This is a genomic window from Mycolicibacterium stellerae, from assembly GCF_003719305.1.
GTDB lineage: Bacteria > Actinomycetota > Actinomycetes > Mycobacteriales > Mycobacteriaceae > Mycobacterium > Mycobacterium stellerae.
Genome location: NZ_RARC01000015.1, coordinates 117,596 through 132,395 on the forward strand (window position 1 = coordinate 117,596; position 14,800 = coordinate 132,395).

The window sequence follows — 14,800 nt, forward strand, 5'->3', positions numbered from 1 at the left end:
GGCTCAGTGCTCCAACCGGATCTTTGCCCGCGGATCCATCGCGTCGCGCAGGCCGTCGCCGAATACGTTGAGCGACAACACCGTTGCCACGATCATCAACCCGGGCACGACAGTGAGGTGAGGTGCGGTGAAGATCACCTGGTAGCCGTCGGAGATCATGGATCCCCACGAGGCATTCGGTGGCCGTACTCCGGCACCCAGGAATGACAGCGCCGATTCGAGCAGCATGTTGTTGGCGATGTTCAGCGTGAAGAAGACCACGACGGTGGACACGATGTTGGGTGCCAATTCGGAGAACATAATCCGCAGCGGGCCTTTGCCCTGAGCGACGGCGGCCTCGATGAACTCCTTCTCGCGAAGGGCAAGGATCTCACCACGGATGGGCCTGGCCACGTAGGGCACATACACCAACCCGATGATCAGGATCGGAATCCAGATCGAGTCTCCTGCGATTTCGATCGGGCCCATCTTCAGGCCGCCTATTGACAGTGTGGTGCCAAGTGCGATGCCGAGCAGCAGCACCGGAAATGCCCAGATGATGTCCATCATCCGAGACAGCACCGCGTCGATCCAGCCGCGGTAGTAGCCGGCCAGCAGCGCGACGATGACGGCCAGGATCGTCGTCACCGCCGCCGCCGCAAGGCCGACGTAGATCGACGTCCGGCCGCCATACATCAGCCGCACCATGACGTCTCGGCCGTTCTGGTCGGCGCCGAGCAGGAACTTGCCGTGCAGCCCGGGCCCGAGTGGCGTGCCGTCGGGCGCGACGACGTCGGTCTCCTGCCCGTCGATCATCACCGTGTCGGTGATGTGGTTCTCGTTCGGTCCGGTGTGGGCCACGTGCTCGGCCCACAGCGGCGCGGCAAGGCAGAACAACACGATCAGCACAAACACCGCTGCGCACACCAACGCAACCTTGTTGCGCCGCAACCGCAGCCACGCCAGATACCAGGGGCTGCGCCCCTGGATCTGCGCGATCGGCACACCTGTCGGGATCGGCGGCTCGCCGGGTGCCTCAAGCGAGTCGATGGGTGAGACCATCGCCCGCTACTTGACGGCGAACGAGGTGTAGTCCTGGTTGAAGAGCAGATGGTGATAGGACTTGTCGAAGTCCATGCGCTCCGACAGGAATGTCGTGAACTGTTCGTTTCCGTACGGCGCCCAGACCGCCTGCTCCATGTAGGACTTGTCAAGCGCGGCGTACTGGTCCTCCACACCGCCGTCGCCGATCAGCTTGGTCAACAACTCGTCCTGCTTGGCGTTGTTGGCGGGGATGTTGACCCGCGAATAGTTGTTGCCGTTGGTCGGCAGGATGCTGTCCCCGTGCAGGAGCGGACGGAAGAAGTCGTCCGGGTGCGGGAAGTCCTGGAACCAGTCGGCGAATCCGGTGTCCACATCGGGTGTCGACTGGTTGCCGATCGTCGTCCAGTACACGTCGCCCGCAATGACTTTCAACGTCGCGTTGAAGCCGAGCTGGGTGAGCAGGTCGTGGTAGTACTCGCCGATGCGCTTGCGGTCGGGTTCGTCATCTGTCCAGACCGTGATGTCCTTGTCCGCCGGATTGGCCTCGGCGATCAGCGCTTTGGCCTTGTTCATGTCCGGTCCGGGGTAGAGCTTGTATTCCTGGTAGCCGGGCATGCCGGGGGGCAGGATCTGCTGTGACGGGTGCAGCCGGCCGCCGAAGATCCGGTTGAGCGCTTCGGGGTCGATGGCGTAATTGATGGCCTGGCGGACCTTGATGTCGTTGAACGGTGCCCGCTCGGTGTTCATGAAGAAGTAGTAGGTGTTGATCGAGTCCTCCATGCGGAAACGATCGCTGTACTTCGCCTTGACCTCGGCCAGACGGTCGGCCACTGGCGGATCGAGCATGAAGTCGACCTTGTTCTGCTCGACATCGGTCACCTGGGCGCTGTTGTTCTTGTTCTCGTTGACGAGGATCTTGTCGACGTTGGCGTCGGGCACTTCGGAGGCGCCGGCGTCCTTGACGGTCTGGAAGTTCGGGTTGCGCTCCATCGTCAGCGACCGCGGCGCGTTGACGTTGCTGATCATGAACGGACCGCTTGAAGGCGGCGGATTGTTCGTTGCGTCCTTGTCCAGCGGTGTTGTCGGCGGAACGGGCGCGGCGAACATCAGGCCGAGCACGTTCTCGAAGGTTCCGTTGGGCTCGGCGAGCGTGATGGTGATGTCGCCGGTGTTGTCGTCGGTCTTGATGCCGCTGATGTTCTGGGCCTTGCCGTCGGCATAGTCGGTGGCGCCGACGATGACGTCGTAGAACACCGAGCCGCCGGAGTCGGCCTTGAACAACCGCTGGATGGCGTAGGCGAAATCGGATGCCTTGATCGGGGTGCCGTCCGAGTACTTCATGTTCGGCCGCAGCTTCAGCTTGTATGTCTTGCCGTCCGCCGAGATTTCGGGCATGTCCTGCGCCAGCGCGGGAACCACCTGGGTGCCTTCCTTGCCCTTGACGTGCTTGTAGGTCAGCAGCGGCGTGTAGACGTTCCAGAGCACCTCCCACCCCTCGACGGTGTAGGACAGCTGCGGGTCGACGTAGTCGGGGAACGACGTGAGCGCGATGTTGATCTCGCCACCCTTTCCACCCTCGCTTTTCTCGCTGCCGCATGCGGCCACTCCGAATGCCGCGAGCGCGATTGCGCACGCGATCATCAGGATTTTGCGCAGTGTGAACATGGTGCTCCCTCTGACAATCGATCCGGACACCCAATACACCTACGCCACTCTGCTGGACTTGGTTGGGGCTTCGGGGAATCTCGGTATGACACCCTCTGTCACCTTCGGTAGCAGTGCAACTCGAGCCGAAAAACGCTTCTAAAATCAAGGTTCTGGAGGCGTTAACTATCCAGAGGACGCATTCGACGTGAGCAAACTTTCGTCGTTTGGCAGCCGTGGGCGGGGCTGCATTCGGAGCGAGGGCATTCGCCACAATCGTCACAGCGGGGGTCAGCGGTGCCGTCGAGTGCGGGGTGGGGGACGGTGTATGACGCACCGTCGGACAGCTGCGCGGCCACACCCGCGTCACCGCCACCGGCGCCGCCCCCACCAGCGCGGACCGGCGATATCACGCCGTTCTTCGGGGTAGGAGTTTGCGTACCTGTTCCGGTACCCTTTGCGCCGTCGATCTGCGGTGGCATCTGAGCGGCACTTCGCCGACGTCAAATTTTGCTAAGGGACTGGCGCGACTTCGCTGCGTATGTCACCATGGTCGGTAATTCCTGCCGTTTATCGGTGCAGGTATACAGATAAGGACAATTAAATGAGGACACAGAGTCGTTTGCCCCGTCGGCTTGCAGCAGTTGCCGGGCTGAGCGCGATCGCCGCGATGGGGATGATCATGGCAGGTTGCGCCAAGGAAGAAGAGAAGGCGCCCGAGACCTCCACCACGACCACCACGACGACCACGACGTCCCCGGCCGCACCTCCTTCGCCCACGGAGAAGGCCCCGCGGATCGATCCGAACGCACCGAACCAGTTCACCCCGCCCGTTGTTGCTCCGCCGGCCTCGCAGGTCCAGCCCGGCGAACATGGTCGGCATGTGACCAACGGTTCCTAGGAAGCATCACCGAAATGCGGCGGCGTTTGCCGGCGCTCATCGGGGCGTCGGCGATCATCGTCGCGTCGGGGCTGAGTGCCGGCTGCGCGCCGACCAGTTCGGCGGTTATCAAGGGTCCGTTCGCAGCACTGCTCGCCAGCTCGACAGATCTCGGGCCGTCGCGCGCTGGTGATGCGCAACTGACTGTTTCGCTCCCCGACGCGACGCGTCCTGTTGCGCTGACGGCATGGGCGGGCGCACGGGAGCTGTGGGTGCGATGGCGCCCAGGCAATGCCTGGGCGATCGTCGAGGGTGCCGCCTACCACATGGCGCGCGCCTTCGACGTGCCGGTGAACGACTACCGTGGCCGAAAAGGCCAGGTGTTCTACGCGTCTCCGGAACAGCCGTCGGTGCCTGCGTCGTTGCACGATGCCGTTACCGGGCTCGGCCGGATCATCAGCTACACCCCTCATCGCACGAAACAGCCGGACAACCTTCCCCTCGACGTGCCCAAGGGCGGGCTGACACCGGGCGGGTTGTTGGATGCCTACAACGCCACTCCGCTGGCGAAGGAAGGTCATACCGGTAAGGGCGAGACCATCGTGTTCTTCGCATTCGATGGTTTCGACCAGCGCGACCTCGACAAGTTCGCCGATACCTCGGGCCTGCCGAGGTTCACGCCCGAGGTGATCGGCGGGATACCAGACGAAGCCCACGGCGAGACGACGATGGATCTCCAAGTCGTGCATGCCATTGCGCCCGACGCGCACCTGGTTGTGGTCAACGCGCTTCCGACATTGGTGGCCGACGGAGCGTACGAGAAGATCGGCGAGATGTTCTCCGACACCGACCGGCAATTCCCCGGTGCGGTGTGGAGCCTGTCGATCGGGTGGTCGTGCGACTCGTTCGTCAACGCCACCGACCTCGCGCCCGTCGAGTCCGCATTGGTCAGGGCGCAGGCGCACGGCACTTCGGCGTTCGATGCCACAGGTGACAACGCCAGCCTCGAGTGCAAGGGCGCCGACGAATGGTCGTCCCCGCCGGGTCCCGATGACGTTGGGCTGGACGCGATCTCGTCGCTTCCGACGATGACGGCGGTCGGCGCGACGACCCTGTCGACGGGCCCGCGGGGACAGTGGCTTGCGGAGTACGCGTGGTTCGATTCGCCGCTGTCGCAGGGCACGAGCGGTGGCGTGTCGCAGCTGTTCGCGCGGCCGAAATGGCAGCAGAAACTGACCGCCGATCGCGACACGGATCGGCGCAGACTGTCGCCCGACGTCGCCGCGGTCGGCGATCCGCTCACCGGGGTGAGGTTCATCTACAGCCAGAACGAATACGTCGGAGCCGGTACCTCACAGGCGGCACCGATCTGGGCGGCGCTGACGGTACTGATGAACCAATACCTGACAGCCAACGGCGGCAGGCAGCTGGGAAACATCAACCCCCTTCTGTATCGGGTCGCGGCAGGCGCCGACCTGCCGGGCTTTCGGGATGTTTCGTTGGGCGGCAACGCGGTCGACCTCTCTCGGCCCGGCTACGATCTCGTTACCGGGCTCGGCACTCCGAACACGTACAACCTCGCCCGCAACCTTCTCGAGATTCAATCGCGGGCAGTGCCCGAATGACGCAACCGCCCGCCAGCGATGGTGGAGTGGCCACCATGTCGTGCGTGGCGTGTGGTGCGGAGGTGCCTGCCGCGGCCTACTGCGGGGCGTGCGGTGCGCAGTGGGCGCAGCCGCCTGCGGCCGGGCGTGACCGACTTCGGATGGGCGCGTATGCGGCAGCGCCGGGCGAGCAGGTGTTGCGGCTTTCGGTAGCGAGTTCGTTGTTCCCGCACCTTCCGCACCGCTCCCGCACGGCATTTCGGGCGGGCCTCGCCGCCATCTTTCTGTTGTTGGTCGTCCTCGCCGTGATGCGCTGGCAGGCGCCCATGATCGCGGTCATCGCACTCGGCCTTCCGCTAGTGTTCGTGCTCTACCTCTACCAAGCAGACGTCGACCGCGACTACGCCCTTCGGGCTTTGGTGCCAACCGCATTGCTCGGCGTCGGACTCGGTGTCGGATGGGCGTTGGCGACAAGCACTTTGATCTCCGGTTTCTATGACGTATCGCTAGCCGACGCGGATTCCAGAAGGATGGCGCTGATCGTGGGTATCGCGGTGCCCGCAGGCGGAGCGCTGCTGATGCTGGTGCCCGCGGTGGTGATGCGGTTCGCTCGCCCAACCCGGGAGTCGTTGGACGGCTTCGTAATCGGGTCGTTGGGCGCCATCAGCTTCACCGCCGCCGCCACGATCATCCGGCTGGCACCGCAATTCGCAACGGGTGTGACTTCCGACAACCAGCCTGCCGGGGTGCTCCTGGTTCAGGCGGGGGTGCAAGGCGTCGCAGTGCCTTTGACCGCGGCGTCGATGGGCGGGTTGGTCGGTGCGGCACTGTGGTTCGCCCGACGAGGTCTCGTCCTGTCCAGCGTGCTGGCAACGCTGGCCGTCTACTCCGTGCTGGGCATCACCGAGGTCAGTCCTGTGCTGGAGGGCCTTCATCTCGGTGCCCACCTCATGATCGCCGTCATCGCCTTGCTGGCGCTGCGAATCGGGTTGCAGTACTGCCTGCTCAACGAGGAACACGACGTGCCGAATCCGGGCGGGCAAGTGCTCTGCCCGTACTGCGACCATGTGGTCCCCGACATGGCGTTCTGCTCGAACTGCGGGGTCGCCGCGGCGGCGGCGTCGCGTGCGTCGCGAACCGCGCGTCGGGCTGGTGTCGGCAGCGGAATCGAAGTGCCGCGTCCGGGTTACGCCACCCCCGCCCGGATGTATGACGTCGTGCCGGTGGGCTACACGCGTCAAGGCTGGCTGCTGACGACGCTGGCCGCAGGCGTCGGTGTGGTGGTCGCCGCGGGTATTACCGCGTCGGTCCTGGCAACTCCGGCACGTCCGCGCTACACCTGCCCGCCCGACTGCGGGCGTCCGCCGATCGGTCAGCCGATCGACATCAACCCACGCTTCGTTTCCACCGACGGTGAGTTCTCGGTTCAGTATCCGGGCGAAGGAACCTTCTACAAGGCCACGCTTTACTCAGATTGGGTCGCGCTGGAGTATTTCGGCGGCGACACCGGCACACTGGATCTTTGGGGAGAGCCCGCCGAGAAGCGCTCACCCAAACAGATCGTCGACCAGATGATCGCCGAGTACTACCCCGACGCCACTCTCGATTACGAGATCCCCAACGCGATGGTCGGGTACGAGCCGGGCTATGGCGCCGTACACGACCAGTATCCGCAAGATTCCAGCGGCGAGTTCACCCGGCTTCGAGTGATCACCCTCTGCGCGGTCAAGAATGACTATGCGCTGGTCGCTTCCGCCGTCGGGCCATTCCATGAATTCACCCCGGACTACGGCACCGGCCATCCGTCGGCGGCCAACCTCGCACTGGCCCTGGACATGGGTAAGTACGTCAACAGCTTTCGCTGGCGTAGCGGGGCTTGAATTTCACGGGCATCGAGTGGATGCCGTTCATCAGATTCGACCGCACCCGCTGGACTGGCCCGTCGAGCTCGAGGCCCTCCAGCCGCGACAGCACCTCGGGAATGATCGCGGCGGCTTCCACCCGGGCGAGGTTGGCGCCAAGACAAAAATGTGTTCCTCCGCCGCCGAAGGCAAGGTGCGGGTTGGGAGCACGCCCGATGTCGAAACGGTCGGGATCGGCGAAACGCGATTCGTCGCGGTTGGCCGACGGATAGAACATCGCCACCCGCTCGCCCGCCTTGATGGCGATCCCGCGTAATTCCGTGTCCTTCATCGCCGTGCGCACGAACACCGTGACCGGGCTGGTGTAGCGCAGCATCTCCTCGATCGCGCTCGGCAGCAGCGACGGGTCCGCGGCCAGCCGGGCCTGCTGATCGGGGTGCTCCATCATCGCGAGGATGCCCGCAGCGACCAGGTTGCGGGTGGTGTCTCCGCCGGCGTTGATGAGTAGAAGGAAGAACATGTTGAACTCAAGGTCGCTGAGGCGCTCGCCGTCCACTTCGGCGTCGAGCAGAGAGGTCGCGATGTCATCGCCTGGTGTCTTGCGTTTGCGCGCCGCGAGCTCCGTGCCGTACTGGAACATCTGTAGCTGCGCGTCCACGACGCGCGACATGTCGTCGTTGGTGTCACCGACCGCGCCGGTGTTCATGATCTCGGTCAGTTCGTAGAGGCGGCGACCGTCCTCCAGCGGGATGCCGAGCAGCTCTGCGATCACATACGAAGGGAGCGCGCCCGCGATGTCGTCGACGAAGTCGCACGCACCCCGCTCGACCACGTCGTCGACGATCTCGCGAGCCATGTCGGCGACGTGATTGTTCAGCTTGGCGACCTGACGGGGCGTGAAGCCCTTGCTGACGAGTGCGCGAAGCTTGGTGTGGCGCGGAGGGTCCATCGTCAGCATCATCAGCTCCAGCTGGAACTCATCCTCCTGGCGCGGAACCTCGAAGAACACCCCTGTGGCTTGCGACGACCACGTAGCGCTGTCTCGCGAGACGGCGAGGACTTCGTCGTATCCGGTCAGCGCCAGGAACCCGGGGCCGTCGCCATACGGGTGCCGGGCAACGGGCGCACGGTGCCGAAGCTCGCGAAAGGCGTCGAACGGCATGCCCGCGGCGTAGGTGTCCGGGTCGGCGAGATCCACCCCGCCGACGGTGACTGCGTCCTCAACCACGTCGACAGTGTGACCGACGATGACGGCGCAGGGATGAACATCGAACCGGTCGAGCGAAAAACTGCCGGCTCGGTCAATACGCCCGACCGATTCGATTGCATTTTCACGGTAGGTGTCCCAGCCGCGAAATCGACACCGGCACGCCGATGAGCTGCGGAAACGTTACCTTCCCGTGACTATTAGCTGGTCGGAGCGTTAACGGCGCTTCTTAAGGGATCACTGAGGGATGCTGAAAATCAGCTGGTTTGCTCGTATGGTGCTACGTGATGGGGAGGCATAGCGTTGCTCAGCGCCGACGGATACCGTCGGCGGTTCCCGCGGCTGCGGTGATCGCCCCCTATGCCCTCCTGCTCGCCACCAGCGGTGACGTTTCAGTGCCCGCACCCATCAGCGAGGCGCAAGCACCCGATCAGATCGTCGACGATGTGGCGACCCGTAGCGTCGAGATAGTCGCCTCGGCCGCCACGGACTTTTCGGCGTTGCCCGCCGTCGACGCAGCGGCCAGCGCCGCGCCGGTCCAGTTCGCGACGGCGTCGAGATACCGCGTCTACAACCGAGAGGCCGAGCGCGTTCTGCCCGTCGGGTTGGCACCGGAGAAGGGGCTTCAGGTCAAGACCATCCTGGTCGCGCGGAGCATCAGTGCGCTGTTCCCCGAGATTCAGAACATCGGGGGCGTTCGCGCGGACTCGCTGAGGTGGCATCCCGACGGCCTGGCGCTTGACGTGATGATTCCCAACGCGTCCTCGGCGGAGGGCGTCGCCCTGGGAAACCGAATCGTTGCGTTCGCATTGAACAACGCAGACAGATTCGACTTGCAGGACTGCATCTGGCGGGGCATGTACTACACGCCAAGCGGTGTGAAGGCCGGCGGGTACGGCCACTACGACCACGTCCACATCACGACGCACGGTGGCGGATATCCCACCGGCGGCGAGGTCTACATCCGCTGAGCCTGCCACGCGCGTGCGGCCATCAGCTCCGGTACCAACACCTCGGTCAATAGCCGCACGGTGTCGTCGCCGTCGCCCGGGTAGCGCAAGTTGTACTGCGTGCCATGCACAACGCCGCCGACGCCGATAACGGTGCTGCCGCGCTGCGTTGTCCAGTCGGCCAACTGCGCTTCCCACTGCGATCCGGCGAACACCAGCAACCGGTAGTCGATGGTCTTCGTCAGGTAGACGTCGACGTGGCTCCAGTCGCCCGTCTCGCATCCGACAGCGGGCAGACGTGGGCCCTCCCGCAGCATCAACGCACCCTGTTGCGCGCTGCAGAACCGTTCCGCCGGCGCCGCCAGGTAGACCCCCGACGGGCCGAGCAGTGGCTCGGAAACCTCTAAGCGCCAATCGCTCTCGGTGTCCAGTAGGTAGGCGCTTGCATCCGCCGACAAGGCGACCGCGTGCGCGAGCTCACTTGTGCCGCTACCCGTGAGGTGGCACTCGAGCGCGAGCAGCAGGGCCAAGGTGTGCTGGTAGCTGCGACACGCGACCCCACCCACCTCGGGTTCGGCGGCCAGGTCCACCACGGCCGCGCACCGTTTGGCGATGGCCGAGCCCAAGGTGTTCGTCAGTGCGACCGTATGTACTGAAGCCGGCAGACGATCAAGAGCATCCAACGTCTCCTTCGATCCTCCGCTCGCCGATGTCGCGACGACCAGCGTTCCCTCGCCCCAATCCGGAAGCAGTTGCGAGGACGCCAGTTCCACCGAAGCGACGAGTCCTCGCGCGCGCATGCGTGCCGCCGCGACACCACCCGCGTACGCCGACGATCCCATCCCGAGCAGGACCACTCTCTCGGTATTCGGCGCCACCACGTCCGCCCACGGATTTCCGTCGGCGAGAATTGCCGAGAGCCGTCCGAGGACCTCTGGCTTCCGATACAGGTCCGCAGCGAAACCATCCGGCTTCACGATGGCACCCCCTCGTCGAGAAGCGCGGGCAGCGCCGCGTCGGGCACATACATCCACCTCGGTAGATGCCTTGCCGCATAGATGATCTCGCGCAACACCTGCTGCATCCGAAACGCACGCAGCGGAGTCGGGTCGTACAGTTCGGCCGGACCGAGCGATGCCAGGCGCCGCTGGTAAGCAGCCAGAAATGTCTTGCGGCCCGCCGCGTCGACATCAGCGAGGGCCGTCGGGTCGAGGTCGGTGTACTTCCGCGCAACGATCGCCGCGTGTGAAAGTGACTGCACCATGCCGGCCACATCGAGCGCAGCCGGAATCGGCAGGATCCGTTGTGCCGCGGGCAATACGGGGTTTCCGTCGAAATCGGTCACGAAGAATCTCCCGCCGCTGAGCAACACCTGACCGACATGCAGGTCGCCGTGCCCTTCGATCACGGGAGTGCCCGCCAGCGCGCCGAGGCTCTCCAGAGCGCCCGCAATCTCGCTTCGACGATCGCCGGCGAAATCGTGCAACGAACACGCTTGCCCGAGGAGATCGAAGGCCGCGTCCCGCCACCGGTGCGCGTCCTGCGCGGAGGCCGGCGCCGCCGTCACGCTCAAGGCCGCGTGCATCTCCGCCACAAGAGCGCCGACCTGAGCGGCCGCGTCGGCGACAGGGCCGACGTCGCCGTCACCGGCCGCCGCAGTGATCAGATCCACCGCCCACGTCCAGCCGTCCACCGCCCCGGGAAGGTACTCATCGACGCTTGCCGCCACGGTCTGCACGCCGTCCTCGGATCGCCAGGTGACCAAGCCCCACGGGCTTGGCATGCCGCCGAAACCGGCTTCGCGCAGCACCGCAACCCGGCGCGGGGCGGGATGCGGTCCTTCCTGCAGATGAGTTGCCCACTTCACCACCGCCGCGTCACCGACGATCACCGACTGGTTGGTCTGGTCGACGCCGATCGGTCTCTCGCCCAGGGCGACTCGCCCCGCCCAAGACGCAACGGTGAAAGCACCTTGGGTCGCCACACCGGTTTCCCGTGCCAACGCCGCGAGCAACGCCTCGGCGACGCCGTCACCCGCCGCCGCGCGCCGCCACTGGCCATCGGCGTCGCACACCATTGGCAGTGCCGAAAGGCCGCCGTCGTCGGCGACAATGGCCAACCGCCTGCCGTCAGCGAGGTCGAGCGCGTCGAGCAACTCAGGCAACCGAGGCCCGATGTTGCACACCCACCTTCTCGATGACGTCGGCGCCCACCCGCAACCCGTCGCGGCCGCGGATCGCGGTGCCGATCTCGGCGAGCCGGTCGCGCAGCTCGGTGTCGGCGAGCAGCCGGTCCACCGCGCCGGTCAGTTCGTCGTCGGCGAATTTGTACGTATCCAGCCGCACGCCGAACCCGAGTTCGTCTATGCGCTGGGCGTTTTCGTACTGGTCCCAGAACAGCGGCAGCACGATCAGCGGCTTGCCGAAATGCAGCGTCTCGGTGACCGTGTTGTTCCCGCCATGGGAGATCACCAGGTCGACATGCGGGATCACCTTGGTCTGCGGCAGCATCTGCGCACCGACCATGTTGTCCGCCAACGTGATTCGATCAGCCTGGGGGCCCTTGCTCACGATGTAGCGGTGCCGGGTGGTGCCGAGCACGTCGACCAGGCGCTGCATGAGTTCGACGTCGGCGCCGCCGAGCGAACCCAGCGACAGATAGACCAGCGCGCTGCCCTCGGGTCGGTCGGCGACCTCGGTGGGAAGCCGGTACTCCTCGTCGGTCTCGCGCACACTGGAGTCCATCCGGGCCCAGGTGTCGTCGAGCGGACGGGCATCGAGATAGTCGGCCTCCGCCGGATAGACATACAGGTTGGCCGCCGTCGTGTGCGGCATGAACTCCAGGTCACGCAGCGAATCGGCGCCCTGGGCCTGCACCCATTCGTTGAACTCGGACCACATCGCCCGATGCGTGCGGTCAAACTCGGTGCGGTAGGCGTCCCACTGACCGCGGTCGGCACTCGGAAGGCCGGAGAACGGTGGCGGCACATCGGGGCCGGTCACCTCCAACGGGCTGCACGACACGATCCGCACGAACGGTGCCCCGGACGTCACGAGCGCGGGGAACAGCACCACGTTGTCCTCGACGATGACATCGGGTCGGTGCTTGGCGACGATCTCGCGCAGCCGGGGCTGGCAATACTTCGCGCCGTCGATGAGCGCCTGATAGGTGGGTTGGATGAACGAGCCCAGCTGCTCGATCGTCGGCTTGCGGAATTCCGGCGCGGTCTCTGCGATGAACTCGGTCCAGAACGCGCCTGCATCCTCTTCGCCCGCACCCTCGGCCGGTTGCGCCAGGTCGACGAGTTCCTCGATGAAGCCGAACGGGGCGAGCTTGCCTGTCCACGAGCTTTCGGCGGCGAACACGATGGTGTGCCCGCGGTCGCGAAGAATGGCGGCAAGGCCGATGCACTGGTTCGTCGGCCCGTAGGCCGACTCCGGCCAGAACATGATGGTCAGCGGTGTCGGCTCTGAAGACATGATCGGACGATACTTCCCGGCAGGCGACCGCGTCATGGCCGGAAGGTCACTCCGCCGTCCACGCTGATGGTCTGGGCGGTGATGAAGCTGCCGTCGTCGGACAGCAACAGCGCGCCCATCGCGGCGATGTCGTCGGGCGTGCCGAAGCGGGACTTGATCATCTGCCGAGCCCGCGTCTGGTCGACGATGCCGTCGGGCATCGGGTTCTCGTCGAACTTGTAGTGCCAAATCAGCCCCGGCGCAATGGCATTGGCGCGGATCCCCTTCGGCCCGTACTTGCGCGCGATGTGACGCATCAGCGCCAGCTCCGCGGCCTTGCTCATCTGGTAGGACACCCGCGTGCTCGCACCGCTGTAGGCGTCGATCGACGCGGTGAAGACGATCGACCCGCCGCCGCTGGAGATCATCGGCGGAATCGCGTGCTTGGCGCAGATCACGAACCCGCGGGTGTTGACGCGCATGACCTCGTCGAACGCTTCCAGCGGCAGGTCGACGACACCGCCGGGCAGGTAGGCGTCGGCGGCGTTGGTGAAGTTCAGGTGGATCCCGTCGAGCCGGCCGAATGTGTCGACGGCGAGCTGGACGGTTGACCGCACGGAATCTTCGTCGGCGCCGTCGAGCGCGACACCGCGTACCCGCTCGGCCGATGGATCAAGGTCGGCGGCGACGCGCGCGGCCAGTTCTGCATCGAGGTCACCGATCACGAGCAGCGCGCCCTCGTCGGCGTAGCGCCGCGCCAGCCCGTTGCCGATACCGCCGAGCCCGGCAACGATGACAACCTTGTTCTCGAGCAGTCGCGACACAGGTTCAGATACTGCCCGATGCGATGAGTTTCGATTGCCGGTCGGGTCTATATGGGCAAAGCGGGCACCGATAAGGAGATGCACATGGCCGAGAACACGGCGAAACCACCCGTCGTCGACCAGGAAACCTGGCGCAAGGAACTCGACGAGTTACGCCGCCGCGAGAAGGCGGCGACCCGCGAGCTGGACGCGATCGCCGCGCAACGCCGCCGGCTCCCCATGGTCGAGATGGCTGACTACACGCTTATCGGCGAGGACGGTCCGGTCCGTCTCGCCGACGTGTTCGACGGACGCTCACAGCTCATCGTCTACAACCACATGTGGGAGGACGGCGCGGAGTGGCAGTGCGGCGGCTGCACGGGGTTCACGTCCCAGTTCACCCGACTGGAGTTCCTCGACAACTACGACGCGCGGTTCGTCATCGTCACCAACGGCCCCATCGAGGAGGCGCTCGCCTACCGCGACAAGGTCGGCAACAAGATGGCGTGGTACTCGTCGTCGGAGAGCTCGTTCGGCGCTGACGTGGACGCGCCGCCGGGAGCCGGCTTCGGCGTCAACGTGTTTCTACGCGACGGCGAAAAGGTTTACCGCACATGGCATACCAACGGCCGCGGCACCGAACAACTCAGCCACTCGTTCGCGCTCATCGATCTGCTGCCGTGGGGACGCCAGGAAGAATGGCAGGACTCGCCAGAGGGCTGGCCGCAGTCGCCCGCCTACTCGAGGTGGACTGACTCACCCGACATCGCGAAGGCCTACGGCACTACCTGACACAGACGTCGACGTTCGGATCGCAGGGCTTCGGCGCCGCAGGATCTACCTTCTTGGGAGCGGGACCGACGGGATCTGGCACCTGCTGTGGCGCGGGACCCACCGGGTCGGGCACCTGCGCGGGAACTTGCGCGGGCGTCTGGGCGGGGACTTGCGCGGGTTCTTGAGCCGGGACCTGCGCCGGGACCTGCGCGGGTACCTGGACCGGCTTTTGCGCCGGGAGCTGAGCCGGCTTTTGCGCCGGGAGCTGAGCCGGCTTTTGCGCCGGTAGCTTGGCGGGCGCCTGGGCGGGCAACTGCGCCGGCAGCTGAGCCGGGTTCTGGGCCGCGGGCGACAATCCGGGAATGATCGCGGGTAGCGAGCCGATCGGCAGTTGAGGTATCTGGGCGGGCACCGGCGCCTGGACCGCAGGAGGCGCCTTGGCGGGCGCTTGCGGTGTCGGAATCGGCGCCTGCGGTTGCGGGGTCGGAATCTTGGCCTGCGGTGTGGGCAGTGGGGCTGCGGGGCGAGGTGCCCGCGGGCTCTGCGCCGGGATGGGGGCAGGGGTGGCCTTGGGCGCCTGGGGCGTGGGCAGAAC

The 14,800-nt window shown here is 65.6% G+C and carries 12 protein-coding genes and 1 pseudogene; 5 read left to right on the plus strand and 8 right to left on the minus strand.

From position 1 onward, the window contains the following. Positions 1-3 precede the first annotated feature (3 nt). The gene (locus tag D6M19_RS19335; RefSeq protein ID WP_123026861.1) at positions 4-1,041 is read right to left on the minus strand and encodes an ABC transporter permease; all 1,038 of its coding nucleotides are present in this window, start codon (positions 1,039-1,041) and stop codon (positions 4-6) included. A 6-nt stretch (positions 1,042-1,047) separates the two neighbouring features. Beyond that, positions 1,048-2,688 carry an ABC transporter substrate-binding protein gene (locus D6M19_RS19340; RefSeq protein ID WP_123026862.1) on the minus strand — a complete coding sequence of 547 codons (1,641 nt, stop codon included), beginning with the start codon at positions 2,686-2,688 and terminating at the stop codon, positions 1,048-1,050. Between the two features lie 583 nt (positions 2,689-3,271). Between D6M19_RS19340 and D6M19_RS19345 the strand changes: the two genes are divergently transcribed. From D6M19_RS19345 to D6M19_RS19355, 3 genes are read left to right on the plus strand one after another with little or no spacing between them, the layout of a single operon-like run. After that, positions 3,272-3,568 carry a hypothetical protein gene (locus D6M19_RS19345; RefSeq protein ID WP_123026863.1) on the plus strand — a complete coding sequence of 99 codons (297 nt, stop codon included), beginning with the start codon at positions 3,272-3,274 and terminating at the stop codon, positions 3,566-3,568. Positions 3,569-3,582: 14 nt separating this feature from the next. Continuing rightward, positions 3,583-5,172: a S53 family peptidase gene (locus D6M19_RS19350; RefSeq protein ID WP_123026864.1), complete on the plus strand. Its 1,590-nt coding sequence runs from the start codon at positions 3,583-3,585 to the stop codon at positions 5,170-5,172. Then, entirely contained in the window at positions 5,169-7,031 is a 1,863-nt protein-coding gene (locus D6M19_RS19355) for an ABC transporter permease family protein (protein WP_123026865.1), read from the plus strand. The genes D6M19_RS19350 and D6M19_RS19355 overlap by 4 nt, the downstream gene beginning before the upstream one ends. On the opposite strand, the gene D6M19_RS19360 is transcribed toward D6M19_RS19355, so the two are convergent. Next, a complete protein-coding gene (locus tag D6M19_RS19360) occupies positions 7,000-8,211 on the minus strand; it encodes a cytochrome P450 (RefSeq protein WP_206428572.1) in 1,212 nt (403 codons plus the stop codon). The genes D6M19_RS19355 and D6M19_RS19360 overlap by 32 nt on opposite strands. Before the next feature lie 296 nt (positions 8,212-8,507). Between D6M19_RS19360 and D6M19_RS19365 the strand changes: the two genes are divergently transcribed. Further along, a complete protein-coding gene (locus D6M19_RS19365) occupies positions 8,508-9,191 on the plus strand; it encodes a VldE C-terminal domain-containing protein (protein ID WP_123026867.1) in 684 nt (227 codons plus the stop codon). Here the strand turns inward: D6M19_RS19365 and D6M19_RS19370 are convergent. The 4 genes from D6M19_RS19370 to D6M19_RS19385 are packed head-to-tail and all read right to left on the minus strand — an operon-like array spanning position 9,179 to position 13,452. Next, on the minus strand, positions 9,179-10,147 hold the full coding sequence (locus tag D6M19_RS19370; RefSeq protein ID WP_123026868.1) for an SIS domain-containing protein: 969 nt from the start codon (positions 10,145-10,147) through the stop codon (positions 9,179-9,181). The genes D6M19_RS19365 and D6M19_RS19370 overlap by 13 nt on opposite strands. After that, a complete protein-coding gene (locus D6M19_RS19375) occupies positions 10,144-11,334 on the minus strand; it encodes a glucosamine kinase (RefSeq protein WP_123026888.1) in 1,191 nt (396 codons plus the stop codon). Before D6M19_RS19375 ends, D6M19_RS19370 begins: the two co-directional genes overlap by 4 nt. Beyond that, positions 11,327-12,649 carry a glycosyltransferase gene (locus tag D6M19_RS19380; RefSeq protein ID WP_123026869.1) on the minus strand — a complete coding sequence of 441 codons (1,323 nt, stop codon included), beginning with the start codon at positions 12,647-12,649 and terminating at the stop codon, positions 11,327-11,329. The genes D6M19_RS19375 and D6M19_RS19380 overlap by 8 nt, the downstream gene beginning before the upstream one ends. A gap of 32 nt (positions 12,650-12,681) precedes the next feature. Continuing rightward, a complete protein-coding gene (locus D6M19_RS19385; RefSeq protein WP_123026870.1) occupies positions 12,682-13,452 on the minus strand; it encodes an SDR family NAD(P)-dependent oxidoreductase in 771 nt (256 codons plus the stop codon). A gap of 84 nt (positions 13,453-13,536) precedes the next feature. Here D6M19_RS19385 and D6M19_RS19390 point away from each other — a divergent pair, with 84 nt between their 5' ends. Then, positions 13,537-14,223, plus strand: coding sequence for a DUF899 domain-containing protein (locus D6M19_RS19390; protein WP_123026889.1), 687 nt, complete (start codon positions 13,537-13,539; stop codon positions 14,221-14,223). Here the strand turns inward: D6M19_RS19390 and D6M19_RS34310 are convergent. Beyond that, positions 14,216-14,800 (minus strand): annotated as a pseudogene (locus tag D6M19_RS34310) (hypothetical protein); the annotation flags it as partial. The gene D6M19_RS19390 and the pseudogene D6M19_RS34310 overlap by 8 nt on opposite strands.